23 protein-coding genes are annotated in these 25,003 nt (G+C 71.2%); 15 read left to right on the top strand and 8 right to left on the bottom strand.

All coding sequences use genetic code 11. The features are described from left to right. Positions 1–149 precede the first annotated feature (149 nt). Both BC793_RS02750 and BC793_RS02745 read left to right on the top strand, forming a co-directional pair. On the top strand, positions 150–1,766 hold the full coding sequence (locus tag BC793_RS02750; RefSeq protein WP_109588909.1) for a methyl-accepting chemotaxis protein: 1,617 nt from the start codon (positions 150–152) through the stop codon (positions 1,764–1,766). A gap of 104 nt (positions 1,767–1,870) precedes the next feature. Continuing rightward, positions 1,871–2,380 carry a GAF domain-containing protein gene (locus BC793_RS02745; protein ID WP_109588908.1) on the top strand — a complete coding sequence of 170 codons (510 nt, stop codon included), beginning with the start codon at positions 1,871–1,873 and terminating at the stop codon, positions 2,378–2,380. Between the two features lie 131 nt (positions 2,381–2,511). On the opposite strand, the gene BC793_RS02740 is transcribed toward BC793_RS02745, so the two are convergent. After that, positions 2,512–3,129 carry a DinB family protein gene (locus tag BC793_RS02740; RefSeq protein ID WP_109588907.1) on the bottom strand — a complete coding sequence of 206 codons (618 nt, stop codon included), beginning with the start codon at positions 3,127–3,129 and terminating at the stop codon, positions 2,512–2,514. A 555-nt stretch (positions 3,130–3,684) separates the two neighbouring features. Between BC793_RS02740 and BC793_RS02735 the strand changes: the two genes are divergently transcribed. The 3 genes from BC793_RS02735 to BC793_RS02720 all read left to right on the top strand — a co-directional run bounded on the left by BC793_RS02735 (position 3,685) and on the right by BC793_RS02720 (position 6,811). After that, positions 3,685–3,864, top strand: coding sequence for a hypothetical protein (locus BC793_RS02735; RefSeq protein ID WP_239169762.1), 180 nt, complete (start codon positions 3,685–3,687; stop codon positions 3,862–3,864). 43 nt (positions 3,865–3,907) lie between these two features. Next, on the top strand, positions 3,908–4,951 hold the full coding sequence (locus BC793_RS02730; RefSeq protein WP_109588906.1) for a carbohydrate kinase family protein: 1,044 nt from the start codon (positions 3,908–3,910) through the stop codon (positions 4,949–4,951). A gap of 333 nt (positions 4,952–5,284) precedes the next feature. Next, entirely contained in the window at positions 5,285–6,811 is a 1,527-nt protein-coding gene (locus BC793_RS02720; RefSeq protein WP_239169763.1) for a family 4 glycosyl hydrolase, read from the top strand. Between the two features lie 182 nt (positions 6,812–6,993). On the opposite strand, the gene BC793_RS02715 is transcribed toward BC793_RS02720, so the two are convergent. Next, positions 6,994–8,172 carry a fatty acid desaturase family protein gene (locus tag BC793_RS02715; protein WP_203896068.1) on the bottom strand — a complete coding sequence of 393 codons (1,179 nt, stop codon included), beginning with the start codon at positions 8,170–8,172 and terminating at the stop codon, positions 6,994–6,996. A gap of 94 nt (positions 8,173–8,266) precedes the next feature. Next, positions 8,267–9,379: a ferredoxin reductase gene (locus tag BC793_RS02710; protein ID WP_109588905.1), complete on the bottom strand. Its 1,113-nt coding sequence runs from the start codon at positions 9,377–9,379 to the stop codon at positions 8,267–8,269. A 149-nt stretch (positions 9,380–9,528) separates the two neighbouring features. Between BC793_RS02710 and BC793_RS02705 the strand changes: the two genes are divergently transcribed. The 7 genes from BC793_RS02705 (at position 9,529) to BC793_RS02665 (ending at position 16,832) form a co-directional block, all read left to right on the top strand. Beyond that, positions 9,529–10,716, top strand: a complete 1,188-nt coding sequence (locus BC793_RS02705) for a PucR family transcriptional regulator (RefSeq protein ID WP_109588904.1) — start codon at positions 9,529–9,531, stop codon at positions 10,714–10,716. A gap of 103 nt (positions 10,717–10,819) precedes the next feature. Continuing rightward, positions 10,820–11,518: a YqeB family protein gene (locus BC793_RS02700; RefSeq protein WP_109588903.1), complete on the top strand. Its 699-nt coding sequence runs from the start codon at positions 10,820–10,822 to the stop codon at positions 11,516–11,518. Between the two features lie 257 nt (positions 11,519–11,775). Beyond that, positions 11,776–13,173 (top strand): sensor histidine kinase, encoded by a 1,398-nt coding sequence (locus BC793_RS02695; RefSeq protein WP_239169765.1) that lies wholly within the window; start codon positions 11,776–11,778, stop codon positions 13,171–13,173. Next, the gene (locus BC793_RS02685) at positions 13,149–13,868 is read left to right on the top strand and encodes a response regulator transcription factor (RefSeq protein WP_109588902.1); all 720 of its coding nucleotides are present in this window, start codon (positions 13,149–13,151) and stop codon (positions 13,866–13,868) included. Before BC793_RS02695 ends, BC793_RS02685 begins: the two co-directional genes overlap by 25 nt. 455 nt (positions 13,869–14,323) lie before the next feature. Next, positions 14,324–15,295 carry a methionine ABC transporter ATP-binding protein gene (locus BC793_RS02675; RefSeq protein ID WP_203896069.1) on the top strand — a complete coding sequence of 324 codons (972 nt, stop codon included), beginning with the start codon at positions 14,324–14,326 and terminating at the stop codon, positions 15,293–15,295. Further along, a complete protein-coding gene (locus tag BC793_RS02670; protein WP_109588899.1) occupies positions 15,292–15,939 on the top strand; it encodes a methionine ABC transporter permease in 648 nt (215 codons plus the stop codon). The genes BC793_RS02675 and BC793_RS02670 overlap by 4 nt, the downstream gene beginning before the upstream one ends. Before the next feature lie 71 nt (positions 15,940–16,010). After that, complete coding sequence (locus tag BC793_RS02665) at positions 16,011–16,832, top strand: MetQ/NlpA family ABC transporter substrate-binding protein (protein WP_109588898.1); 822 nt, start codon at positions 16,011–16,013, stop codon at positions 16,830–16,832. A 43-nt stretch (positions 16,833–16,875) separates the two neighbouring features. On the opposite strand, the gene BC793_RS02660 is transcribed toward BC793_RS02665, so the two are convergent. Next, complete coding sequence (locus tag BC793_RS02660) at positions 16,876–17,568, bottom strand: lytic polysaccharide monooxygenase (protein WP_109588897.1); 693 nt, start codon at positions 17,566–17,568, stop codon at positions 16,876–16,878. A gap of 152 nt (positions 17,569–17,720) precedes the next feature. Beyond that, on the bottom strand, positions 17,721–18,836 hold the full coding sequence (ald, locus tag BC793_RS02655; RefSeq protein ID WP_109588896.1) for an alanine dehydrogenase: 1,116 nt from the start codon (positions 18,834–18,836) through the stop codon (positions 17,721–17,723). Between the two features lie 127 nt (positions 18,837–18,963). On the opposite strand from ald, the gene BC793_RS02650 reads away from it, so the two are divergent. From BC793_RS02650 to BC793_RS02640, 3 genes are all read left to right on the top strand, one after another. Further along, entirely contained in the window at positions 18,964–19,437 is a 474-nt protein-coding gene (locus tag BC793_RS02650) for an Lrp/AsnC family transcriptional regulator (protein ID WP_109588895.1), read from the top strand. A gap of 86 nt (positions 19,438–19,523) precedes the next feature. Beyond that, entirely contained in the window at positions 19,524–20,825 is a 1,302-nt protein-coding gene (locus tag BC793_RS02645; protein WP_146246168.1) for a TolB-like translocation protein, read from the top strand. A 116-nt stretch (positions 20,826–20,941) separates the two neighbouring features. Beyond that, the gene (locus tag BC793_RS02640; protein WP_373871194.1) at positions 20,942–22,141 is read left to right on the top strand and encodes a hypothetical protein; all 1,200 of its coding nucleotides are present in this window, start codon (positions 20,942–20,944) and stop codon (positions 22,139–22,141) included. A 331-nt stretch (positions 22,142–22,472) separates the two neighbouring features. Here BC793_RS02640 and BC793_RS02635 read toward each other — a convergent pair whose 3' ends face one another. The 3 genes from BC793_RS02635 to BC793_RS02625 are packed head-to-tail and all read right to left on the bottom strand — an operon-like array spanning position 22,473 to position 25,002. Further along, positions 22,473–23,192, bottom strand: a complete 720-nt coding sequence (locus BC793_RS02635; RefSeq protein ID WP_203896070.1) for a hypothetical protein — start codon at positions 23,190–23,192, stop codon at positions 22,473–22,475. Next, positions 23,189–24,025 carry a carbohydrate ABC transporter permease gene (locus tag BC793_RS02630; protein ID WP_109588892.1) on the bottom strand — a complete coding sequence of 279 codons (837 nt, stop codon included), beginning with the start codon at positions 24,023–24,025 and terminating at the stop codon, positions 23,189–23,191. The genes BC793_RS02635 and BC793_RS02630 overlap by 4 nt, the downstream gene beginning before the upstream one ends. Further along, entirely contained in the window at positions 24,025–25,002 is a 978-nt protein-coding gene (locus tag BC793_RS02625) for a carbohydrate ABC transporter permease (protein WP_109588891.1), read from the bottom strand. Before BC793_RS02625 ends, BC793_RS02630 begins: the two co-directional genes overlap by 1 nt. Position 25,003: the final 1 nt, after the last annotated feature.

The following is a 25,003-nucleotide window of genomic DNA, read 5'->3' as shown; positions in this document are numbered from 1 at the left end:
ACCCGGCTAATCCCGCCCGTAACGTCCCTCCGGTGCCTGGCGAGTGATCTGAGTTTTTCCTGGTTCAGGCGGGTTGCTCAGAGGTTGCCCCCAGGTGCCGACCTGAGTAGGTGCGCGCATCGCGTGCCATCCGGACCAGGGGGAACAGGATGACCGAAGTGGCTGCTGAGGTCGGGGGCCGGCGGTTCTGGGCCGATCTCAGCGTGAACCTCAAGATCATGATCGCGATCATGGTGGCAGCCGTGGTCGCGCTGCTGATCGGGATCCTCGGACTGCGTGCACTCGCCTCGGCCAGCGACTCGGCCCAGTGGATCTACCGCAGCAACGTGGTCGGCGTCTCCGCCCTCGGCGAACTGAAGGCCGGCATCAACCAGTCCCGGATCGACATGGTCAGTCACGTCATCTACCCGGACATGGCGACCAAGCAGAAGTACGAGACGGCGTACGAGAAGGATCTCGCCGAGGTCAGCGCGGCGATGGCCGCCTACGAGGCCACCACCCCCGCCGCCTCCGCGGAACTCGTCGCGAGCGTCAAGGACGGCTGGCAGCGGTTCATCGGCATCGCGAACGACCAGCTCTTCCCCACCTCCCGGCGCAACGAGATCAAGGCGTGGGGCGCCATCCGGGATCAGCAGATCGCCCCACTGATCACCGAGCTCCGGCAACAGCTCGAAGACATCGACGCCGCAGAGAACGCCGCGGCCGCCGCCACCGCCGCCGACGCCCGGTCCGCGTACGAGTCCAGCCGTCTCCAGTCGATCCTCCTGCTCGTCCTCGGCATCGCCTGCGCTCTCGGTCTCGGTCTCCTGGTCGCCCGCGGCATCGTCCGCTCCCTCAGCCGCGTCACCACCGTCTGCGAAGGTCTCGCCGACGGCGACCTCACCCAGCAGACCGGCCTGACCAGCCACGACGAGCCCGGCCGGATGGGTCGCGCCCTCGACGCCGCGATCACCCGGCTCCGCGACACCGTCAGCACCATCGGCGGTTCCGCCGTCACCCTCGCCAGCGCCTCCGAGGAACTCTCCACCGTCAGCGCCCAGCTCCAGAGCGGCGCCGCCGATGTCGCCGACAAGGCCGGCTCGGCCAGCGCCGCCAGCGAGAACGTCAACGTCGGCGTCCAGTCGATCGCGGCCGGCGCCGAGGAGATGAGCGCCTCCATCGCCGAGATCGCCTCCAACGCCGCCGACGCCGCCCGTGTCGCCCAGGAGGGCATGGCCGTCGCCGAGCGCACCAACAACCAGGTCGCCGAACTCGGTGCGGCCAGCGCGGAGATCGGTGACGTGGTCCGGCTGATCACCAGCATCGCCGAACAGACCAACCTGCTCGCCCTCAACGCCACCATCGAGGCCGCCCGCGCCGGAGAACTCGGCAAGGGGTTCGCCGTCGTGGCCGGCGAGGTCAAGGAACTGGCCCAGCAGACCGCCAAGGCGACCGAGGAGATCACCGGCCGGATCGGCGCCATCCAGGAGTCCAGCGACTCCGCGGCCACCGCCATCAGCGAGATCACCCACGTCATCCAGCGGATCGGCGACTACACCACCACGATCGCCTCGGCCGTCGAGGAGCAGACCGCCACCACCGGTGAGATGAGCCGATCCGTCGCCGAGGCCGCCACCAGCAGCGGGGACGTGGCCCGTACCGTCTCCGGCGTCGCCGAGGTGGCCACCGCGACCGCCGACGGCGCCCTCGCCACCCAGCAGGCCGCCTCCGACCTCACCCGCCTCGCCGGTGACCTGACCAACCTGGTCGGCGGATTCCGGCACTGACCCCTCGAAACCCGGCCGGGGAGGACCGGCCGGCGGTGCGCCCTCGCCCCGCCGATCCGCGTCACCGGACCCAATCAGCTGTCACTTCTCGCCAAGGAGGCGTCGTGAACACCGACCTGTTCGACCGGCTCGGCGTCCCGGAACGCATCCGGGAGATCGCCGGCTACGACCTCTTCGACCCCGACCTGCGGACCAGCCTCGACGCGATCTGCCAGCGCAGCGCGGGCCTCCTGGAGGCGTCGGTCTCCCTCGTGTCGGTCGTGCTCGACACGTCCCAATTCATCATCGGCTCGCACGGCGTCGCCGGATGGGTCGCCGAGGCCCAGGGCGCCCCCGCCGAATGGGCCCTGTGCACCCACACCGTGCTCACCGGCGAGCCGTACTGCGTGGTCGACGGGATGACCGACCCGCGGCACCTGGACAACCCGTTCCTCCAGATGACCGGGCTGCGCAGTTATCTCGGGGTGCCGCTCATCGGGAGCGGTGGGCACACGCTCGGAGCACACTGTGCGGTCGACGCGCGGCCCCGTATCTTCAGCGACGTGGATCTGGCGGTCCTCACCGACGGCGCGGAGAAGGCGATGAAGCTGCTCTGCGCCTATCGATACCGATAGCCGTACCGCGATCGCCGCCGCCCGGCGCCGTCCGGCCGGCGTCGCGTCCGTCCTTTTCCGGCTGGCGGCGCGCCGGTCCTATTCCGGCCGGGCGCCGCGCCGGTCCTATTCCGGACGGCGCGCCGGTCCTTTCAGGCCGGTGTTCCGTCCCACTTCCAGTCGGTGCGACGGGGGTGGCCCGGCAGGTCGCCACGGCCGGTCGCCCACAGCAGCGTCGGCCAGCGGCCGGTCGTCGTCGGCGCCTCCCGGAACAGGCGGCGCAGCGCACGGTCGCACAGCTCCTCCGGCGGCGCCCACGGCAGATCGAGTGCCACGGCGACGTCGTGCAGATGCACCAGCGTCTCCACCACGCCCATCGCCGCGAACCCGGCCGGATCCGAGGCCCCGTAGGGATGGAACGCCCGGCGCTCCGGCGGCGCGACCGTGACCACGGCCGCGAGCAGCCCACCCGACGACTCCAGCACCTGGACGAGCCCTTCGGCGTTCTTGGTGTCCTCGCTGTAGATCGTCAGCGCCGGCCCGTCCGGCCGGCTGCGCCGCCATCCGATGGGGACATGGCTGTCCGGCGGCGTGTTCTCCGAGGCGACCTGAGCGGCGTACGTGAAGAGGTCGTCGGCGATGTGCTCCACCGTCTCCCAACAGGACCAGGTGAGGCCGTCGGCCGGCACGTGCCAGTCCCGGCCGACGGCCGTCCGGAGGGTGGCGGCAGCGAGAGAGACGGCGGTGCGCACGTCGTCAGCGGTGGTCATGGCGGGAATCTATCCGTACGGGTGACCTGCGGCCCACGCATTTTTGTCATACCCCCGGCGCATCATCGTGGTATGGGAGAACCAGCAACGCCGATACGCCGTCGGATCGAGCTCACGGTCGCTGAGGCTCGCCTGCGGTTCCAGCAACTCGTCCGGGTCACCGGGCTGACCGGCCAGGTCACCGTCGTGGTCGACGGGGGCCGCCCGATCGCCGCGATCGTCCCGGTCTCCGAGGTCCTCGGAAGCGGCCCGGCCGCGCCGGGCGGCGCCTTCCCACCCGCCGGCACCGCTCCACCTGCTGCCCGCACCGTTCCACCTTCCGGCACCGTTCCACCTTCCGGCACCGTTCCAACGTCCGGCATTGCTCCAACGTCCGGCATTGCTCCACCGGCCGGCACCGCTCCTTCCTCCTCGCCCGCGCCGTATTCCCGGTCCGGGGCGCAGACCTCGCCCGCGCCGCATTCCCGGTCCGGGCCGCCATCCCCGTCCGTGCCGGAGCCCCGTGGCCCCGTGCGGCCGGGTGCCGCGCCGCCGGCCGCCAGCGCGGAGGGATGGATGCGGCGGATCGAGAAGGTCCGCGAGGACGTTCGCCGTCAGCACGCCCAGCGGATCGGCGAATTGTCCCAGGCTCTGGACGAGGCCTGGCGTCTGCTCGACACCGTCCGCCCACCGGGCACCGACCGGGCCGTCGACACCCTGCGTGCCACCCACACCGACCTGCGAAAGGCGGGCTGATCAATCACGACTTGGCCGATAGGAGCGGGGCTAAGATCGGACGATGGCGCGACCGCTCGACCTCTTCGTCCCGGGAGTCGTCTATCTCGACGTGATCTTCACCGGCCTTCGTGAGCTGCCCGCCCCCGGCGAGGAGGTGTGGGCGAGCGGCATGGGTTCCTGCCCCGGTGGGGTGGCGAACCTCGCGGTCGCCGCGAGCCGGCTCGGCCTGCACACCGGCCTGGGCACGGCGCTCAGCTCGGATGCGTACGGTGAGTTCTGCCATCGGGTGCTCAGCCACCAGGAGGGCATCGACATGTCCGCGTCCCGCCGGGTCGACGACTGGCACTCCCCGGTGACCGTCTCACTGGCGTATGACCGGGACCGCAGCATGATCACCCACGGGCATCCACTCCCGACCGATGAGGACGGCCTGGTCAACGGCCTCCCGGCGGCCCGCAGCGCGGCGGTGAGCCTGTCGCCGGAGGGCACCGGCTGGGTGCGACGGGCCAGGGCGGCGGGCACGATGGTGTTCGCCGACGTCGGGTGGGACGAGACCGAGCAGTGGTCCGGCGACGTGCTGGGCTACCTGTCCGACTGCCACGCCTTCCTGCCGAACCAGGTGGAGGCGATGCGCTACACCCGCACCGATGACCCGCGTCAGGCGCTGGAGAAGCTGTCCGCACTGGTCCCGGTGGTCGTCGTCACGTGCGGCGGCGACGGGGCGATGGCGGTCGACGGCCTCACCGGTGAGGTGGCGACGGTTCCGGGCGTACCGGTGGAGGCCCTCGACCCGACCGGCGCCGGTGACGTCTTCACCGCCGGTTTCATCGCCGGCACCCTGGGCGGCTGGCCGCTCGCCGACCGGGTCGCCTTCGCCACCCTGGTCGGTGGCCTGTCGGTCCAGCATTTCGGCGGTTCCCTGTCCGCCCCCGGCTGGGGCGACATCGCCGACTGGTGGCAGGCCACCCGCCGGGCCGCCGCCGACCCCGACCTGATCACGCGCTTCGGCTTCCTCGACGACGTCATCCCACCGGGCAGCCGCAACGCCGTCCACCGGGCGACCGCCACGATCGCCCGCCTGTCCGACGCCCAGCCCGACCGCTGACCACCCGCGCCCGGGGCTCCGCTGCACCTCAAGCACCGCGCCACCCTCCCGTACCTTGGCACCCCCAGGCATCTCCGGTGCTGCCGGCAGCTCTCCCGCGCCTCCTGCCCCGCCCCACCCCCGCGCCGCCGGCACCCCCACGCACCGCGGCCCCGCAGCCCTCTCCCGCACCGCTGGCCCACCTCACCCCTACACCCCGGCACGCCCGGCGTCTGCGGATCCGTCTGGTCGTGCCTGCTCCCACCGGCGCCGGTCGGCGTTCCCTCCACGTGCGGTGTCCACCGGCCCACTGGACTGTGATCGGATGGCGGGTAGCAGAGTCAGGGAGACCGAATGCGACTGACGATTCTCGGGGGTGGCGGGTTCCGGGTGCCGCTCGTGCATCGGGCGCTGCTCGCCGACCGACTCCGGACCGGGATCACCGAGCTGGTCCTGCACGACGTCGACCGTGGGCGCCTCGATGCGATCGGCCGGGTGCTCGCCGCCCAGGCCCGCGACGTGCCCGGCGCGCCGGCGCTCCTCACCACCACTGACCTGGACGAGGCGGTGACCGGCGCCGACTTCGTGTTCTGTGCGATCCGGGTCGGCGGACTCCGCGGCCGGGTCGTCGACGAGCGGGTCGCTCTCGGTGCGGGAGTGCTGGGCCAGGAGACCGTCGGCGCGGGCGGCATCTCGTACGGTCTGCGGACCGTCCCCGAAGCCCACCGCATCGCCGCACGGATCGCCCGCTTCGCCCCCGGCGCCTGGACCATCAACTTCACCAACCCGGCGGGTCTGGTCACCGAGGCGATGGCCGCCCACCTGGGTGATCGCGTGATCGGCATCTGTGATTCCCCCTCCGGCCTGGTCGACCGGGTGGTCCGCGCGATCGGCGCCGACCCGGCAGCGGTCCGCGTCGACTACGCCGGTCTCAACCATCTCGGCTGGCTCTACGGCGTCCACCCGCTCGGCGCCGCCGGCCCCGCTGACCCCGCCGACCGCGCTGACCCCGCCGACCGCGCTGACCCCGCCGTCCGCGCTGGCTCCGCCGTTCCCGCCGGCTCCGCTGGCCCAACGCCCCGCCCGGCGGCCGTCGCATCCGGTGGGCCGCAGGGCGCGTCCGCGGAGAGTGGACCCGGCGGTGCGGGGCTTCTCGGCGAGCTGCTCGACGACCCGGAGCGGCTCGCGACGTTCGAGGAGGGGCGACTCTTCGGGGCCGGCCGCCTGCGGGAGCTGCACGCCGTACCGAATGAATATCTGCACTATTACTACGACGCCGCCGGGACCCTGGCCGCGGTGCGGGATGCCGCGCACACGCGCGGTGAGTTCCTGCTCGGCCAGCAGCAACGTTGTTATGCCGAGATCGCCGCCCGGGAGCCGTTGGCGGCCTGGCTGGAGGCGTGGCGGGAGCGCGAGGCCACCTACATGGCCGAGAACCGGGAGCTGACCGGCGCGGGCGACCGCGAACACGACGAGTCCCGCCCGGCAGGCTACGAGGGGGTGGCGCTCGCGGTCATGCGGGCTCTGGCCCACGACGAGCCGGCGACCCTGATCCTCAACGTCCGCAACCGCGGCACGCTCGGTGTCCTCGACGACGATGCGGTGGTCGAGGTGCCCTGCACGGTCACCGCGGCCGGTGCCGCTCCGCAGCGCGTCGCTCCGCTGCCGGCGCACGGCACCGAGCTGATCAGGGCGGTCAAGACGTCCGAGCGGCATGTTCTGCAGGCGGTCGTCTCCGGTTCGAGGACGTCAGCGGTACGGGCGATGGCCGCGCACCCCCTGGTCGGCCCCGAGGTGGCCGCCCGCCTGATCGACGCCTACCGCTCGGAGTTCCCCGAACTGGCGTATCTGCGTCCTGACCAGGCCGGCCAGGCGCCTTGACCAGGCCGGCCAGGCGCCTTGACCAGGCCGGCCAGGTGTCCTGACAGGCGGCGGCCGATGCCGTCGGGCGGGGGCACCGTCGGCCGGGCGGGAATCGTCGTGGGCGGGAAATGCCGCTGCCCGGCCGCAAACGGGCGACCGGGCAGGAGACGGACGGCGGGATCAGCGCCGTCGAGGGCGCGTCAGACGGAGACCTCGGCCGGGTGCCGCGGCGGGACCGCGTGGTCGATCGGGCGCGCCGGCTTGCGGTTCGGGAACGCCAGACGGAAGACCTTGGACCACGCCGAGGCCACCTGCACGACGAACGGCCCGGTTACGTACTTCAGTTCGTACTTCTCGAAGAGCGCCCGGACCTTCGGCGCGATCTCCGCGTAGCGGCTGGCCGGCAGGTCGGGGAAGCAGTGGTGCTCGATCTGGTGCGACAGGTTGCCGGTCATGATGTGCATCAGCTTGCTGCCGGAGATGTTGGCCGAGCCGAGCATCTGGCGCAGGTACCACTCGCCGCGGGTCTCACCGGTGATCGAGGTGCGCTCGAAGGTCTCGACGCCGTTCGGGAAGTGGCCGCACATGATCACCGAGTGGCTCCACAGGTTGCGGACCACGTTGGCGACCACGTTCGCGGCCAGGGTGCCGAAGAAGGCGCCGAACGGGTTACCGAAGGCCAGGCCGACCGGCACGGACAGGGCCGGGTGCGCCACGTAGTCCTTCAGCATCTGGTTGCGGATCTTGCGGCCGACCTGACGCAGCCGGGCCCGGAAGTCGGGGTTGTTGCGGCGCCTCTTGCTCGACAGGTTGCGGCCGAGCTCCAGGTCGTACGCGGCGATGCCGTACTCGAAGAGGCAGGCGTTGATGAAGTTATAGAGCGGCTGGCCGAGGTGCGCGGGCGCCCACTTCTGCTGCTCGTCGACGCGCATGATGCCGTAGCCGAGGTCGTTGTCGCGGCCGATCACGTTGGTGTACTTGTGGTGCAGCTCGTTGTGGGAGTGCTTCCACTGCTCGGCCGGCGCCGCGAAGTCCCACTCCCAGGTGGTCGAGTGGATCTTCGGGTCGCGCATGAAGTCGTACTGGCCGTGCAGGATGTTGTGGCCGATCTCCATGTTCTCCAGGATCTTGGAGATGGAGAGGCCGATCGTGCCGAGGATCCAGGCGGGCGGGAAGACCGAGAACAGGAGCACGGCCCGGCTGCCGACCTCCAGGCGCCGCTGAATGGCGATCACGCGGCGGATGTACTTCGCGTCCTTCTCGCCGCGGACGGCGAGCACCTCGTCCCGGATGGCGTCGAGTTCGCGGCCGATCTGCTCGATGTCCTCGGGGGAGAGGTGGGCGATCGGGTTGACTTCCTTGCGCTGCAGCGTCGTCACGGAACTTCCTCGTCTTTCGTGGAGCCGGCTCGGTGGGGAGCCGTTCGGGCAGGGCTCCGAGGGTTGCGGCCTCGGAGAGGAAATCGGTCTGTGGTCAGGCGTCGATCCGGCACGGGCCGGCGGCGGCCGAAATGCAGGTCTGGATCAGCGGTTTGTCGCCGTCCACCTCGGAGGCAGTGGTGATCGTGCCGTCCCGCAAGTCACGGACGATGCCCTCGCGCATCGGCAGCACGCACTTGTAGCAGATGCCCATCCGGCAGCCGGATTTCATCAGCTGGCCGGCGGCCTCGCCCGCTTCGAGGATCGAGGTGCCGCCGGGGGCGTCCACGACCAGGCCGGACTTCTCGAAGGTCACCGTGCCACCGTCACCGGCGACCAGCACGACCGTCCGGAAACGCTCGATGTGCAGCCGATCGGCGACACCGGCGTCGGCCCAGTGCTCCTCGAGGTCGTCGAGGAGCTGGCCGGGGCCGCACGCCCAGGTCTCCCGCTCGAACAGGTCGGGCACCAGATCGGCTAGCCCGTCCGGCTTGAGCCGCCCGTCGGCGAGGGTGTGTCGCTCGATCAGCCGGATCCGGCCCTGAGCGGCGAGGTCGCGTAGCTCGGCGCCGAAGACGACGTCCTCGGCGGTCCTCGCCGAGTGCACCACGACGACGTCGCTCAGCTCGTGCAGGGCGCTGCGCAGCATGCCCATCACCGGGGTGATGCCACTGCCGGCGGTCACGAAGAGCGCCTTGGCGGGCCGCTGCTCGGGCAGCAGGAATTCGCCGTCCGGCAGGTCCAGGTGGACGAGCATGCCCTTGCGGGCGTTCTTCAGAAGGTACGAGCTGACGACACCGTTCTCGACGGCGTTGACCGTGACCGTGAACCTGCCGTCGGCACGGCCGGCCGCGCTGCTCACCGAGTAGGCGCGCCACAGGCGTACCCCGTCGACGTCCACGCCGAGCCGGACATACTGTCCCGGCCGGTGCGGCTGCCAGCCCCGACCGGGGCGCAGCACCAGAGTGACCGCCTTGGCGGTCTCGGGGCGCACCGCGTCGATCCGGGCACGCAGGACGGTCGGGTTGCGCAGGGGCGCGATCACGTCGAGGTAGTCGGCCGGCACCACCGGGGTGGTGATCAGCTCGACTACGCGCCACGCGCCGTCGCGCACCTTCTGTGTAACAGCCACGTGACCAAGACTGCTGCGCGGCGGCCGCAAAGTCATGACCAAGGGAAGTGAATCCCGAGCCGCATAATTGTTCGGAGAGAACAAGGATGCTGGTTCACGGCCTCTTTAGAGTCCCTGATTGCATGGAAACGTGAACAAGCCTTCCTGATCAAGCGGGACTTACGGCCGGAATGTGAGGTGATCGTGTGAAACAACCGTTGCGCGACGTACGGTCCTATCGCCTGCCGACGGAGGTGATCGGTCCACTCCGGCACGGCCTGCCGCAGGTGTCCGCACAGACCATCGCCGCGATCATCCGGGAGGTGCCGGCGTACGCGGAGCCGTTCTCGGGCGTGCTCGGCCACAAGATCGCACGCGCGGTACGGGCGGCTCTGGGCACCTTCCTCAACCTGGTGTCGCGGCCGGGCGCCGACCCCGGCACCCCGATGTCGTCGGCGATCGAGGCGGCGTACGCACTGGGCCGTGGTGAGGCCCGCTCCGGCCGCAGCCTCGACGCGCTGCTGGCGGCCTACCGGGTGGGCGCCCGCGTGGCGTGGCGCGGACTGGCGGCGATCAGTGTCGAGGCGGGACAGCCGGCCGCCACCATCGCCGACTTCGCGGAACTCGTCTTCGCGTACATCGACGAACTGTCCGCGGCGAGCGTCGCCGGGCATGCCGACGAACTCGCGGCCTCCGGCCGGATCCGCCAGCGGCGGCTCCAGGAACTGGCCCAGGCGCTGGTCGCCGGGGAACCGGCGCACGTGCTCCAGGGCCTGGCGGAGCAGGCCGAGTGGGCGCCGCCGCAGACCCTCACCGCGCTGCTGCTGCCGGAGCGTGCGGCACGCTGGGTGATCGACCTGCTGGATCCGCGTACGTTGCAGCTCGCCGACGCCGTACCCGATCTGCCGGGGTTGACCGTGCTCTTCGTGCCGGACCCGCAGGGTTGCTCCCGGCCGACCCTGAACCGGCTGCTCACCGGTCACAACGTGGTGATCGGCCCGGCCCGGCCGTGGATCGAGGCGCGCAGTTCGCTGGACCGGGCGGTGCGGGTGCACCGGCTCAGCCCGCCGGCGGACGGTGCGGTGACCGACACCGAGGATCATCTCGCCGCCGTGGTGGTGACCGCCGACCCGAGTGCCCTTGCGGACCTGCGCGCCTGGGCGCTGACGCCGCTGGCCGGCGAACGCGGGGCCGCCGCCGCCAAGATGGTCGAGACGCTGCGCAGCTGGCTGCTGCACCACGGCCGCCGCGAGGACATCGCCGCCGAACTGTTCGTGCACCCGCAGACCGTCCGCTACCGGATGGCGCGGCTGCGCGAGCTGTACGGTGAGCGCCTGCGCGACCCGCAGTGGGTCCTCGCGCTGACCATCGCCCTGGCCATCCCCGAGGAGTGACCGGCATATACCAAAGTCTCGAAGGGTCGACTTTCGGCAACTGGCCGGCTCCGGTGAGGCGGGCATAGCGTCGGGGCAGCGGTACGGCGGAACGGGGGCGGGGATGGGCGGCGACACATCGGGCCGGGAGCCGACGGTGCTCGCGTTCTCCCCGGCCGGCCGGCTGCTGGTGCTGCTCGGTCCGGCGCTCGCCGGTGTGGTCCTGGCCGTGCTGGCGCCGATCCTCGCGCGCTGGCTGGTCGACGTCCACTTCCCGGTGCTCGGGGTGGTGTGGCGGGTGGTCGCGTCCGTCGACACCTGGTGGAAGGTCGCTGTCCAGGCGGCCATCCTGGCCGTGCTCGGCGCGCTCGCCAGTGTGGAGATCCTACGCCGCAGCACCCGGGTGACCGTCGGCGCCGGTGAGGTGCGCCTGGAGACCGGTGACCGGGTGGTCGCCCTCACCCGCCCGCAGATCGACTTCGTCTTCATGGACGGCAGCTTCCTGGTGATCCTCGACCGCGAGTCCCGGCAGCTGTTCCACGGCGAGCCCCAGGCCGACAGCGGCCCGCTGGAGCGGACCTTCACGGAGTACGGCTACCCCTGGAGCGACGAGGATCCGTTCACCGGCCTCTACCAGCCATGGGTTCCGGAGACGGGCCTGCTGCCGGTCGCCGTCGAGGCGGTGCTGTCCGCCCGCGCCGTGGCCCTGCGCAAGAAGGCCGCCCGCGAGGCCGCCGAGCTGCGCGACTCGTTGGAGAAACTCGGCTACGCGGTCCGCGACGACGGCGGCCGCCAGCTCTGGCGCCCCCTGGTCCGCTCATGACCACTCCCGACAGCCGCGTCGCCGCTACGCCAGACCTCCCCGCACCCGCATCCGCGCCCACGCCTACGTCCGTGCCCGCATCCGCGCCCACGCCTACGTCCGTGCCCGCATCCGCGCCCACGCCCGCACCCGCGTCCGCACCCACGTCTGCGTCCGCGTCCGCACCCACGTCCGTGTTCGTGCCTGGGGGCACGTCTCGGTCCGGGACCGGGAGCGCCGTGCCGACCGGGAGCCTGACTTCGGCCCGGAGTGTCGCGGTGGCCGACCGGCCCGAGATGGTGCCGGCCGGAGCGGAGCCGGCCGCGGCGACGTCGTCCGGCCGGTGGAGGCGACTGACCAACGGCCGCGCCTGGGATGTGGCGGCGATCCTGGTGTCCTGGTTCGGCGGGCTTCTGCTGATCGGCGACGCCGCGTCGATCCGCGGGCTCTCCGACGACGCCGTCTTCCTGCATTTCGTGGCCGGGTGCGCGCTCTCGCTGGCGCTGTGGTGGCGGCGCAGCCGTCCGATGCCGGTGGCGATCTTCCTGATGGTGGTCTCGGTGGTCGCCGACGGAGCCGGGATCGCCGGGCTGATCGCGCTCTACACCGTGATCTCCCTGCGGCGTGGCCGTCCGGTCGTCGTGATGACCGTGCTCAGCCTGGCCGGCGGGATGGCGTACGCGCTGATCTACCCGGATCCGACCCTGCCGCTCGCGGTCAGCTCGATGGTGAGTTTCGTGCTGAACGTCGCGGTCCTCGCGGCCGTGGTGGCTCTCGGGGTGGCCGCACGATCCCGTCGGGAACTCGTCGAGTCGCTGCGGGAGCGGGCCGTCCGCGCCGAGACGGAGGCGCAACTGCGGGCCGAGCGGCTGCGCGCCCGGGAACGCGAACGGATCGCCCGGGAGATGCACGATGCCCTCGCCCACCGGATCTCCATGGTCAGCCTGCATGCCGGGGCTCTCCAGATCCGTCCCGACCTGACCCCGGAGGAGGTGGCCAAGGCGGCCGCGACCATCCGGGACAGCGCCCACCACGCCCTGGAGGATCTGCGGGAGATCCTCGGCGTCCTGCGAGCCGGCCCCGGTGACGCCCTGCGCCCACAGCCCGACGTGCGTCACCTCGACCAGCTGATCGCCGACGCCCGGGCGGCCGGCATGGACGTGACGGCGGCCGTCCGCCTCGACGGTCCGGCGCTGAGTGCCTCGCTGGGCCGCACCGCCTACCGCCTGGTTCAGGAGGGACTCACCAACGCCGGCAAGCATGCCCCGGGCAGCCCGGTGACCCTCCTGCTGGAGCGGACCCCCGCCGGCGAGCTGCACATCCGGGTCTCCAATCCCCTCGCGCCCGTCAGCCGGCCCCCCGCCGACGGCCGTCCGGGCCTCCGTGGCGGCCGTGGTGCCGAGCCGGGCGACATCGGTTCTGCCGGCCGGGTGTCCCCGGTCTTTCGAGGTGGCCGTGACTCCGGGTCCGATGACGTCGGCTCGGCCGGCCGGGCGTCTCCGGGCGGCGGGGCGGGCACGCCGGTTCCGGGAGCCGGAAGTGGGCTGCTGGGGCTGGCCGAGCGGGTTGAACTCGTGGACGGGCGGCTGCGGCACGGCATCCACGGCGACCCGCGAAACGGGTTCACCTTCGATCTGGAAGCCTGGGTGCCATGGCCGACTCCATCCGGGTCCTGATCGCCGACGACGACCCGCTGGTCCGGGTCGGCCTGTCGCTGGTGCTGGGCGCCGCGCCGGAGGTCGAGATCGTCGGTGAGGCCGGTGACGGCGCCGAGGCGATCGAGATGGCCCGCGGCCTGCGGCCCGACGTCGTGCTGATGGACGTCCGGATGCCCCGGATGGACGGCCTCGCCGCCACCGAAGTGCTGCGCCGCGACGGGCCGGAGCCCGCGATCATCGTGCTGACCACGTTCGACACCGACGAGTATCTGCTCGGCGCGCTCCGGCTGGGCGCCAACGGTTTCCTGCTCAAGGACATCGCGCCCGTCGAGATCCTGAACGCGGTGCGCCGCGCGGCAGCGGGCGAGTCGATCCTCGCCCCGGCCGTGCTGCCCCGGCTGATCGACTACGCGGTCGGCCGCACCGGCACCGGGCGGTCCGGCCCGGCAGGCCACGGTGACGGTGATCCGGCCGGCGGCGCCCAGGCGGGCGAGTCCGCACGGCGGGCTCGTGCCGTGACGACGCTGCGGCGGCTCTCCGAGCGGGAGCGGATCGTCGCCGAGGCCGTCGCGACCGGGCGATCCAACGCGGAGATCAGCGCTGAACTGCACATGAGCGTCCCGACCGTGAAGGCCTACGTCTCCCGGCTGCTGGACAAGCTGGGCTGCGCCAACCGGGTCCAGATCGCGATCCTCGTCCACGAGGCCCGCTGACCATTCGCGCGCCGGCCCGGCATGGCCCGGCCGGATGGCTTGCGCCGTGACTGCGCGGCCGCGGCGCACAGAGCGGGGGCCGGCCCGGGTGTGGCGTGGCGGTTGCATGGCTGCGCCGGGACCGCGGCCGGCAGCGCGCGGAGCCGAAACGGCCCGGTGCCGGTATGGCCCGCGATCCCCGCGCCCGGCGCTGGCTGGCGGATGGGCTCGGCGCTCGCCGGCGCACACGCTCGGCGCTCGCCGGCGCACAGGCTCGGCGCTCGCCGGCGGACGGGCTCGGCGGGTTGTCCGGCGGCAGCTGTCCCCAAGGGACGGTGAAAGTAACGAAAGTCGTGAGGGTCGTTACACGAAGTGGCCTGGAGCCGTAACAGAGGCTAGCGTGGGCCCTGCCGCAAATGCCCACTGAGCCGGTAGGCATTGCGACGCTCGTCACAACTGCTGACCAGGGTGTTTACGTGATTGAAATAAGCGGTCTTCGTAAGACGTACCGCTCCAGGAAGGGTTCCGTCACCGCCGTCGACGGGGTGGATCTGCACGTCGGCGAGGGTGCGGTCTTCGGGGTTCTCGGGCAGAGCGGCGCCGGTAAGAGCACGCTGCTGCGCTGCGTCAACATGCTGGAGCGGCCGGACGCCGGCACCGTGCGCGTCGGCGGCCAGGAGATGACGAGCCTGCGGCGCAAGCAGTTGCGGATCGCCCGGCACGGGATCGGGATGATCCACCAGCATTTCGCGCTGCTGTCGTCGCGGACCGTCGCGGGTAACGTCGCGTTCGCGCTGGAGGTCACCGGAGCCCCGCGGGCCGAGCGCAAAGCCCGCGTCGCCGAGCTGTTGGAGCTGGTCGGGCTGACCGGGCGCGCTGACGCGTACCCCGCTCAGTTGTCCGGAGGCCAGAAGCAGCGGGTCGGTATCGCCCGCGCGCTGGCCGCCCGGCCGAAGGTGCTGCTCTCCGACGAGGCCACCTCGGCCCTGGACCCGGAGACCACCGACTCGATCCTGCGGCTGCTGCTCGACCTCAACCGGCGGCTCGGCCTGACCATCCTGCTGATCACGCACGAGATGACCGTGGTGAAGCGGATCTGCACGTCGGCCGCGGTGATGCGGGACGGGCGGTTCGTCGAGTCGGGTGCCATCGCGGACCTGCTGCGGGCGCCCGGGTCGGAGCTGGCCCGCGACCTGTTCCCGCTGGACGGGCCGACTGCGGTGGACGGCGCGACGGTCGTCGACGTCACGGTCAGCGGGCCGGAGGCGGATGAGCCGATCATCGCCGAGCTGGCCCGGCGGTTCGCTGCGGACGTACGCATCCTGGGTGGGTCGGTGGAGACGCTGGCCGCGACGCGGGCCGGGCGGTGGCGGATCGCCCTGCCGGGCGGCGCCGAGGACAACCGTGAGGCCCTGGAGTTCCTGCGCGAGCGCGGAGTGTTGTCATGACCTGGTCCGAAGTGTTCGAGCTGCTCACCGGTGGCCTACGGGAGACGGCCTGGATGGTGGGGGTGTCCGCGCTGCTCACCGCGGTCGGTGGCCTGCTCCTCGGGGTTCTGCTGGTGCTGACTGACAAGGGCAGGTTGCGGCCGGTCAACGTCGTGCTCGGCGCGATCGTCAACGTGGGCCGGTCACTGCCGTTCATCATTCTGCTGGTCGCGGTGATCCCGTTCACGCGGGCGATCGTCGGGACCACGATCGGGACCGACGCGGCGATCGTGCCGCTGACCATCGGCGCGATCCCGTTCTTCGCCCGGATCGTCGAGTCGGCCCTGCGTGAGGTGCCTCCGGACGTGGTGGCCGCGGCGACCGCGATGGGTGCGACCCGCCGGCAGATCGTCGGCAAGGTGCTGCTGCGTGAGGCGCTGCCGGGTCTGGTCGCGGGCCTGACGATCACGGTGATCGCGCTGGTCGGCTACTCGGCGATGGCCGGGGTGGTCGGGGGCGGCGGTCTGGGTGACCTGGCGATCCGCTACGGCTATCAGCGGTTCGAGACCGAGGTCATGATCGCCACCGTCATCGCCCTGGTGGTGTTCGTCCAGCTCGTCCAGATGGTCGGTGACCTGCTCGTCCGTAGGCTGTCACACCGCTGAGCCGTACGGCGGGCCCGGTCTCCGACCGTCCGAATTCATGCATTGCCCATAGAGATGAAAGGTCCCCGAGAATGCGCCGCCGCTCCTTCGCTGCCGTCCTGACCGCCGCCGCGCTCACCCTCGGCCTGGCCGCTTGCGGCTCGGGTGACGACGGCGAGGCGAAGTCGACCGACACCCTCAAGGTCGGCGTCAGCCCGGTCCCGCACAGCGAGATCCTCAAGTACGTCAAGGACAACCTCGCCGCCGCCGAGGGCTTGAAGATCGAGATCGTCGAGTTCAACGACTACATCCAGCCGAACGTCGCGCTGAGCGAGAAGCAGCTGGACGCCAACTACTTCCAGCACATCCCGTATCTGGAGGAGGAGGTCGCGGCGAAGGGCTACAAGTTCACCGCGCTCAAGCCGGTGCACATCGAGCCGCTCGGCGTCTACTCCCGGACGGTCAAGGCGATCGCGGACGTGCCGGCCGGTGGCGTCGTCGGGATCCCGAACGACCCGTCCAACTCGGGTCGCGCCCTGAACCTGCTCGCCCGCAACGGCCTGATCACTCTCAAGGACGGCGTCGGGGTCAAGGCGACCGAGAAGGACATCACCGCGAACCCGAAGAACCTCCAGTTCAAGGCGCTGGAGGCGGCCCAGCTCCCGCGGAGCCTGGAGGACACCGCGATCTCGGTGATCAACGGCAACTACGCGATCGAGACCGGCCTCAAGCCGGCCACCGACGCTCTCGCGCTGGAGACGGGGGACGACAACCCGTACGCGAATCTGGTCGTCGTCCGCACCGGCGACGAGGCCGACGCCCGCGTGGTCAAGCTGGAGAAGCTGCTGCACTCGGCCGAGGTGAAGAAGTTCGTTCAGGACAAGTACCAGGGCTCGGTCCTGGCCGCGTTCTGAAAGGTGCCGGGGCCGCGCTCGCGGGAGCGCGGCCCCGGGCTTCTCAACAGGCGCCCTGGTCGGCCCATACGTCGGCGGCCCCGGGCGTCTCGCCCTGCGTCCACCACTTGGCCCGCCAGGTGCGGCTGTTGTGCGACGCCAGGTTGCCGTTGACGTAGACGGCGCCGGCGCTCCAGGCCGGTGCCGTGCACGATCCGGTCGGCGGGGGAGTGGTGCCGCCGCCACCGGTGCCACCGATGTTGACGTCGATGCACGAGTAGAACGCGTTGGCCGTGTCGGCGATGGTCCAGACGGCGAGCACCTTCTGCCGCCCGGAGAACCCGCTCAGGTTGACGGTGTGGGACAGCGTCGCCGGCGGCTGCTGGCTGTTGCCGGCGAAGTAGCCGACGCGCGTGCCGCCGATGAAGTACTCCCAGCTCGCGGTCGCGTGGCGGGCCGTGTTGATCCACGTGAACGTCTGCGAGGTGCCGACGTTGGTGGCCGGCCAGCCTTTGCTGTCGTCGTTGAGTTCGGCGAACACCGCGTTGTTGCCGTGGCAGGTCCGCAGGTTCTTGGCGCCTTCGACGCTCTGCGGTTCGTACTTGATCTGGCCGCAGGCGACCCGGCCCTGGGCGCAGAGCGCCTGCCGGCTGGGCGGTGCGGAGACGTAGCCGTGTGCCGAGGCCGGCGACACGACCAGGAGCGATCCGGCGGCGCCCAGCAGGGCTACCGCGAGGAGGGTGATGAGTCTGCGCATGTCACTCCCCAAAGATGAACGTCTATCGATGGATGTGACAAAAATATAAAGCAAGGTTTCCTAATAGAAAAGCGCTCTCGCCATGAAACGGGCGCGCCCTCCGTCATGTGAACAGAAGCCACACGGACGGAGGGCGCGCGGGAGTGGCCGGATCAGGCCAGGACCGAGCTGACGGTCTCGGTGGGGAGCCCGAGGGCGGATCCGACCAGTTCGTTGGTGAGGGTGCCGGCGTGCACGTTGAGCCCGAGCGCCAGTGCCGGGTCGTCCCGCAGTGCTTCCCGCCAGCCCAGATCGGCCAGGCGCAGCACGTACGGCAGGGTCGCGTTGGTGAGCGCGAACGTCGAGGTGTTGGGAACCGCGCCGGGCATGTTGGCCACGCAGTAGAACACCGACTCGTGCACCCGGTAGACCGGATCCTGGTGGGTGGTGGGCCGGGAGTCCTCGAAACAGCCGCCCTGGTCGATCGCGATGTCGACGAGCACCGAACCCGGCTTCATCCGCTTGACCAGGTCGTTGCTCACCAGCGTCGGGGCCTTCGCGCCGGGCACCAGCACCGCGCCGATCACCATGTCGGCGGCGAGCACCGACTGCTCGATCGTGTACGCGTTCGACACCAGCGTCTTGACCCGCCCGCCGAACTGGGCGTCGATCTGCCGCAGCCGCGGGAGGCTCAGGTCCAGGATGGTGACGTCGGCGCCGAGGCCGAGCGCGATGGTCGCCGCGTTCACCCCGGAGACGCCGCCGCCGATGACGGTCACCCGGGCCGGCGCGACCCCCGGGACACCGCCGGGCAGCACGCCGCGCCCACCGCTGTTACGCATCAGGCTGTACGCGCCGACCTGCGGAGCGAGCCGGCCGGCCACCTCGGACATCGGTGCGAGCAGCGGCAGCGATCCGTCGGCGAGCTGCACCGTCTCGTACGCGATCGCGGTCGTCCCGCTGTCGATCAGGGCTTTGGTCCCCTCGGCGTCGGCCGCGAGGTGCAGATAGGTGAAGAGCACCTGCCCGGCGCGCAGCCGGTGATACTCGGAGGCGATCGGCTCCTTGACCTTGAGGATCATGTCGGCCGAGCCCCACACGGCGTCGGCGTCCGGCAGGATCTGGGCGCCGGCGGCCACGTAGTCCTCGTCGGTGATGGCGGATCCCACTCCGGCGCCGGTCTGCACCGACACGGTGTGCCCGTGTCGTACCGCCTCCACCACGCCGGCCGGGGTGATGGCCACCCGGTACTCGTGGTTCTTGACCTCTGCCGGCACGCCGATGTGCATGGGACTTTCCCTCCGTCACCAAGTGATGGCGATAGGGTGGAACGATGTGCAGCAGACCGGCAAGTCGAGCGAAGAAGATTCTGTCCGTAACGGTCATCGGGCAGATCCTTCGCGGCGACGGCCGAAAGTGACCGATCCGCCGAAGGATGTTCGAGGCCTCGACAACATCGATCTGGAACTGCTGAGCCTGCTGCAGGCCGACGGCCGGATGCCCAACAACGCCCTCGCCGACCGGGTCGGCATCGCCCCGTCGACGTGCCTCACCCGCATCCGCCGGCTTCGTGAGCTGGGCGCCGTCCGCGGTTTCCACGCCGACGTCGACCCGGCCTGGATCGGCCGCCCGATCCAGGCGATGATCGCCGTCCGGGTCCGCTCCGACGCCCGCGAGGCGATCGGCCGGTTCGCCGAGTCGCTGGCCGGTATCCCCGCGGTCCGGGACGTCTACTTCGTCTCCGGCTCCTACGACTTCCTGCTGCACGTGGCCTGCGCCGACGTCGACGACCTGCGCGCCGTGATCACCGAACGGCTGAGCGGCACCCGCCTGATCGCCGGCACCGAGACCTACCTGATCTTCGAGCACCGCCGGGGCGGCGCCACCTGAGGCCCGCCTCGACGGCCATCACCCGCTGGCCATGATCATCTATGCTCGGCGCGCCGTGTACGGGGCACGGTGAAGGGGAGGACTCGATGCCCTCAGGTGACCTGCCGGTGTGGACCGGGCGACTGGCGAAGGCGGCGGCGCTGACCGCGGCCCTGACGACGATGGTGTTCTGCTGCGGGTGGGGCGGCCTGGCGTTCGAGTGGCACGGGTTCGGCGGCTCGTCGACGGCGGCGCACCAGGGCGCGGCCACGTTGCCGGCCCGGATCGGCGCCCCGTCGCCGTGGACGCCGGACGCCGCCGAGGCACCGATCGGTGCGGCGTCCGTCCTGTACACCTCCAACACCTGGTACCCCGACGAGTCGGACTGGCTGGCCGGCCTGGTCGCCCGCAGCGACGACACCTACCGGGTGGGGCAGTGGAGCGGCGCGGCCGGCATGTCGTCGGTGCTGTCGCCGGACGGCGCCCGGCTCGCCTTCGACAGCGGGATCGCCGACCTCGCCACCGGCGAGGTCACCGCCTGGGGCGCCCAGTGGGGTGATGACATCCTGGTGGAGCCGCAGGCCTGGGCACCGGACGGCGGCACGGTGGCGCTGCTCGCCGGCGGCTGGCCGGATCCGGGCATGAACAACGGCACGACGGGCCTGTTCCTCTTCGACGTGGCCACCGGGACGCCGCGCGAGGTCGCCCGGCTCGGCCGGGTCGGCGCGCTGAGCGGCTGGACGGCCGCGTTCTCCCCGGACGGCGCCCGGCTCGCCTATCAGAACGGCGACCGGCTCAGCGTTCTCACCCGGGCCGACGGGACGACGGCGGACGTGCCGCTCCCGGCCGGGGCCCGGCTCGCCGGCAAGGGCGCATGGACCCGGGACGGCCGGGGCCTGCTGGTGGTGTCCGGTGCCGAGTGCGACTGCGGCGACCACCCGATCCGCTGGACGGTCACCACGATCTCGGCGACCGACGGCGCGCAGACCGGGACGGCGTACACCCGTGACGGGATCTACGCGCTGCGGGTGCTGGGCTGGTGGCCGTCGGGAGAGCCGGTGGCGGTCGAGTACACACCCATCGAGGACGCCGCGCCGACGGTCTTCGACAAGCCGGACTCGCAATACGACCTGACCAGCCAGAACAACATCGAGGCGGCCCGGCTGATCAACCTGGGCACGGGTGCCCGGCTGACGGCCGGCGACGAACTGGGCCTCGCCGGGGACGTCGAGTCGATCGACGTGGCCGACGACGTCCTGGCCCGCGGCGAGATCCGGCCGGGCTCCCCGCCGCTGCTCGACGTGGACGGGATCGTCCTCGCCCTCCTCGGCATCCTCACCCTGGCCATGCTGGTGCTGCTCTCGCTGGGGACGTGGCAGCTGGCCGCCGGGCGGAGGTCGCGGCTTTGAGGGCGGGACTTCGCGGTCGGCCGCCGGGCGGAGGTCGCGGTGCTGACGGACGGGCCGAAGTGGCCGGACGGCGGGCAGCGGGCGAGCACCGTCCGCCGTAGCATCTGCCGGTGGTTATCAGACGGATCGCTCTGCCCCTGCTCCTCGCCGGTAGCCTGGCCGCCTGCCAGTCCGGCGAGACGCCACCGGCCGATCCGGTCGCCGCGACGCCCGCGCCGGTGACGGAGGGCGCCGCGTCGGCGCAGGCGGCGGCGTCGGCGGGCCCGTCGGTCTCCGCACCCGCGGCGCCGTCCGGATCACCCTCCCCGAAACCGTCGAAGCCCGTCGTCAAGACCCTCCCGAAACCCGGCAACACGTCGGGCCGGGCCGCGATCCCGGCGGCGGCGAAGCCGGTCGACACGAGCGATCCCGACCGTACGATCGGCGACGGCACCCCCGCGAGCTGCACCTCCGCCGCGGTGGTGAAGGCGGTCGCGGCCGGCGGTGTCATCACGTTCGACTGTGGCCCGTCGCCGGTGACGATCACGATGGCCGCGACCGCGAAGGTGCGCAACCCGGTGGCGAAGGTGGTGCTCGACGGCGGGGGCCGGGTGACCCTGAGCGGCGGCGGGAAGCGGCGCATCCTCTACATGAACGTCTGTGACACCGCGCAGGGCGTCAGTTCGGCGAGCGGGCACTGCCACGACAAGGTGACCCCGTGGCTGACCGTGCAGAACATGGCCTTCACCAAGGGCAACGCCACCGACCCGACCGATGAGCTGGGTGGCGGCGGCGCGATCTTCGTCAACGGCGGCGGCCTGCGGGTGATCAACTCCCGGTTCACCGACAACCGGTGCGCGGGTACGGGCCCCGACATCGGTGGCGGTGCGATCCGGGTCCGGCTGCAGGGCGGGAACCAGCCGGTGTACGTCGTGGGCAGCACGTTCTCCGGCGGCGTCTGCTCCAACGGTGGCGCGCTGAGCAGCATCCACGTCTCGTGGACCGTCCTGAACAGTGTCTTTTCCGGCAACGCGGCCGTCGGCAACGGTGCCAACCCGGCCCGCGACGGCACACCCGGCGGTGGTAGTGGCGGGGCGATCTACCAGGACGGCGACACCTATCAGCTGACGCTGAACGGGACCGTGGTGGAGAAGAACCGGGCCAACGAGGGTGGCGGTGCGATCTTCTTCGTCAGCAACGACCGGACCGGCACGCTGACCATCCGCAACTCGACGTTGCGCAGGAACGTGAGCGAGGGCTTCGAGACCGACGGTCTGCCCGGCATCTTCTACCTGGGCAGCGGCGACCCGGTGACGAGCGGCTCCCGGCTCAGCTGAGCCGGGAGCGATCGGCCGCCCCGGCGACGGCTCAGAAAAGACGAGCGACGGGCTCGCGAAAGACGGGCACGGGCTCGCGGAAAGCGAGCGACGGGCTCACGAAAAACGGGCACGGGTTCGCGGAAGGCGAGCCTCTAGCGGTAGCCGGAGGGGCACTGCGGGGAGGCCGGGCGGCGCGGGGGAGGCGGTGGCCGCCGGGGCCGCGACGGGCCGGGGCGGCTGAGGCGGAAGGCGGAAGTCCGGTGCACACGTTCCTCGGGGGCGGGGTGGTCGGGCCGATCGGCCCCTAGTCTCCGCACCGGCCCCCGAGGTTGCCATATTGTGACCGGCGTCACGCCGTCGGATGATGGCCGCCCCGGATCGACGACGACGAGGCCAGCCGGTCGCTGATCACGTGCGCGGCGAACAGGTGGAAACCGATCACCAGCGGGATCGTGGCCGGCACCGACAGCGCCAGGAAGAACGCCAGCACCCCGGCCAGCGCGGGCGCGAGCGCCGACCACAGGCGCTGCGAGGTCCGGCTCCACGACCAGGCGAGAGCGGCCCGCCACGGGGTGCCCGGGTCGCGGCCGACCGCCACCAGGGCGAGCGTGGCCATCCCGGCCAGCAGGCACGCGACGCCGCCGGTGAGCAGCAGGACGGGCGTGCCGCCGGGGACCAGGCCCCGGCTCAGCGCCATCAGATCGACCAGCAGCAGTACGGCCACCAGCACGAACGGGATGCCGGGCAGGATCGAGCGGCCGTACTGGCGCAGCAGCGGCCGGAACGCGGGCAGCCGGCCCTCCCGGTAGCGGTGGTGCACGGCGGCAGACCCGGCGGCGAGCGCGGCCGTGAGGGTCAGCACCGGCAGGGCGGCGACGGTCACCACGACCCCGATCAGGGCCAGGTCGGTGCCGAGGGCGAACCGTTCCCGCCAGTCCGGGCGGTACTCCGGCTCGTCCTCCCGCGGCCAGTCCGGCGCCGCTCCGTCCGTACCCGTGGAGGAGGAGACCGTGAGGGGCGGGCCGCCCGCCGCCGAAGCGGCGAGCGGGCGGCTGAACAGGCGTGTCATCCCTTGAGTCCTGACGTGTTGATGCCTTCGACCAGCAGGCGCTGGAAGGCCACGAAGAACAGGAAGACCGGGGCCAGCGAGAGCACCGACATGGCGAACATCGGGCCCACCGAGGACTGGCCGCTCGAGTCGATGAAGAGCGTCAGCGCCACCGGAGCGGTGTACTTCTCCAGGTCGGAGAGGTAGACCAGCTGGCGGAAGAAGTCGTTCCAGGTCCAGATGAACGAGAAGATCGCCGTCGACACCAGGGCCGGCCGCGACAGCGGCAGGATGACGTGCCGGAACACCCCGAACGGGGTGCAGCCGTCGATGATGGCGGCCTCGTCGAGTTCGCGTGGGACGCCACGCATGAACTGGACCATCAGGAAGACGAAGAACGCCTCGGTGGCCAGCAGTTGCGGGACGATCAGCGGCGCGTAGGGCCAGTCGCCGCCCACCCAGCCGAACGTCTTGAACATCACGAACTGCGGAACGATCAGGACGTGCCCGGGAAGCAGCAGTGTCCCGATCATGATGGCGAACCAGAACCCGCGCAGCTTGAACTTCAGACGGGCGAACGCGTACGCCGCCAGCAGGCAGGAGACGCAGTTGGCGACCACGGTCAGCCCGGCGACGACGGCGCTGTTGACGAAGAACCGCCCGAAGCTGACGTCGAAGTTGCTCCAGCCCGCCGCGTAGTTCCCGGGAGTCCAGACGTTCGGCAGGATCGCCATGTTGTTCAGGACTTCCTCTTGGCTCTTGAACGAGCTGCCGAGCATCCACACCAGCGGGTAGAGCACCACCGCCGAGAGCAGGACCAGCGTGAGAGGCCGGGCCAGGCGCTGGAGGGTCATCAGTCTTCTCCGTCCGAGTAGTGCACCCAGAACCTGCCGGTCCGGAAGACCACGGCGGTGACCAGGCCGATGAAGAGAAGGAACACCCAGGCCATCGCCGAGGCGTAGCCCATCTGGTACTCGTTCCAGCCCTTGATGTAGAGGTGCAGGGTGTACATGAGGGTCGAGTCGACCGGGCCACCGGTGCCGTTGCTCAGCACGAACGCCGAGGTGAAGCCCTGGAAGCCGTTGATCGTCTCGAGCACCAGGTTGAAGAAGATCACCGGGGACAGCATCGGCAGCGTGATGTTGAAGAACTTCCGCCACGGGCTCGCGCCGTCCACCGACGCCGCCTCGTACAGCTCGACCGGCACCTGCTTCAGGCCGGCCAGGAAGATCACCATCGGGGCGCCGAACTGCCAGACCGCCAGCAGGATCAGCGTGCCCAGCGCGAAGTCCGGATCGTTGACCCAGGCCTTGCCCTCGATACCGAACCAGCCCAGGAACGAGTTGAACGCGCCGTCCCGGTTGAACATGTTGACCCAGACGATGGCCAGCGCCACGCTGCCGCCGAGCAGCGACGGCAGGTAGAACAGGCCACGGAACAGGCCGGCACCGGAGAACGGCCGGTTGAGCAGCATCGCCACCCCGAGCGCGGCGGCCAGCTTCAGCGGTGTGGCGACCAGCGCGAACATCAGGGTGGTCTGGACCGCGTGCCAGAAGGACGGGTCCTCGGTGAACATCGTGCGGTAGTTGTCCAGCCCCACCCACTCCATCGACTCCCAGTCGGAGAGGACGTCGTAGTTGGTGAAGCTGAGGTACAGCGACATCAGCATCGGGACGGCGGTGATGGTCAGCAGCCCGAGCAGCCAGGGCGAGAGGAAGAGGTAGCCGGCGATGCCGTCGGTCCGGTGCTTGGCGGGGCGGCCCCGCCGCTGAGCAGCGGCGGGGCCGGCCGGCGGCCGGGTCGACGAGGGCCGGGCCGTTGTTGTTGCCATC

The organism is Actinoplanes xinjiangensis (genome assembly GCF_003148685.1).
GTDB classification, from domain to species: Bacteria; Actinomycetota; Actinomycetes; order Mycobacteriales; family Micromonosporaceae; genus Actinoplanes; species Actinoplanes xinjiangensis.
Note: the sequence above shows the minus strand (reverse complement) of the source record. Positions and strands in the feature narration are given on the sequence as shown.

Bases quoted from the DNA above. Each gene is read 5' to 3' on its own strand.
- BC793_RS02750 (WP_109588909.1), top strand. From the start codon at position 150: ATGACCGAAGTGGCTGCTGAGGTCGGGGGCCGGCGGTTCTGGGCCGAT.
- BC793_RS02710 (WP_109588905.1), bottom strand. From the start codon at position 9,379: ATGACTTTGCGGCCGCCGCGCAGCAGTCTTGGTCACGTGGCTGTTACA.
- BC793_RS02625 (WP_109588891.1), bottom strand. From the start codon at position 25,002: ATGGCAACAACAACGGCCCGGCCCTCGTCGACCCGGCCGCCGGCCGGC.
- BC793_RS02660 (WP_109588897.1), bottom strand. From the start codon at position 17,568: ATGCGCAGACTCATCACCCTCCTCGCGGTAGCCCTGCTGGGCGCCGCC.
- ald (WP_109588896.1), bottom strand. From the start codon at position 18,836: ATGCACATCGGCGTGCCGGCAGAGGTCAAGAACCACGAGTACCGGGTG.
- BC793_RS02740 (WP_109588907.1), bottom strand. From the start codon at position 3,129: ATGACCACCGCTGACGACGTGCGCACCGCCGTCTCTCTCGCTGCCGCC.
- BC793_RS02665 (WP_109588898.1), top strand. From the start codon at position 16,011: ATGCGCCGCCGCTCCTTCGCTGCCGTCCTGACCGCCGCCGCGCTCACC.
- BC793_RS02720 (WP_239169763.1), top strand. From the start codon at position 5,285: ATGCGACTGACGATTCTCGGGGGTGGCGGGTTCCGGGTGCCGCTCGTG.
- BC793_RS02670 (WP_109588899.1), top strand. From the start codon at position 15,292: ATGACCTGGTCCGAAGTGTTCGAGCTGCTCACCGGTGGCCTACGGGAG.
- BC793_RS02700 (WP_109588903.1), top strand. From the start codon at position 10,820: ATGGGCGGCGACACATCGGGCCGGGAGCCGACGGTGCTCGCGTTCTCC.
- BC793_RS02735 (WP_239169762.1), top strand. From the start codon at position 3,685: ATGCGGCGGATCGAGAAGGTCCGCGAGGACGTTCGCCGTCAGCACGCC.
- BC793_RS02645 (WP_146246168.1), top strand. From the start codon at position 19,524: ATGCCCTCAGGTGACCTGCCGGTGTGGACCGGGCGACTGGCGAAGGCG.
- BC793_RS02730 (WP_109588906.1), top strand. From the start codon at position 3,908: ATGGCGCGACCGCTCGACCTCTTCGTCCCGGGAGTCGTCTATCTCGAC.
- BC793_RS02685 (WP_109588902.1), top strand. From the start codon at position 13,149: ATGGCCGACTCCATCCGGGTCCTGATCGCCGACGACGACCCGCTGGTC.
- BC793_RS02630 (WP_109588892.1), bottom strand. From the start codon at position 24,025: ATGACCCTCCAGCGCCTGGCCCGGCCTCTCACGCTGGTCCTGCTCTCG.
- BC793_RS02635 (WP_203896070.1), bottom strand. From the start codon at position 23,192: ATGACACGCCTGTTCAGCCGCCCGCTCGCCGCTTCGGCGGCGGGCGGC.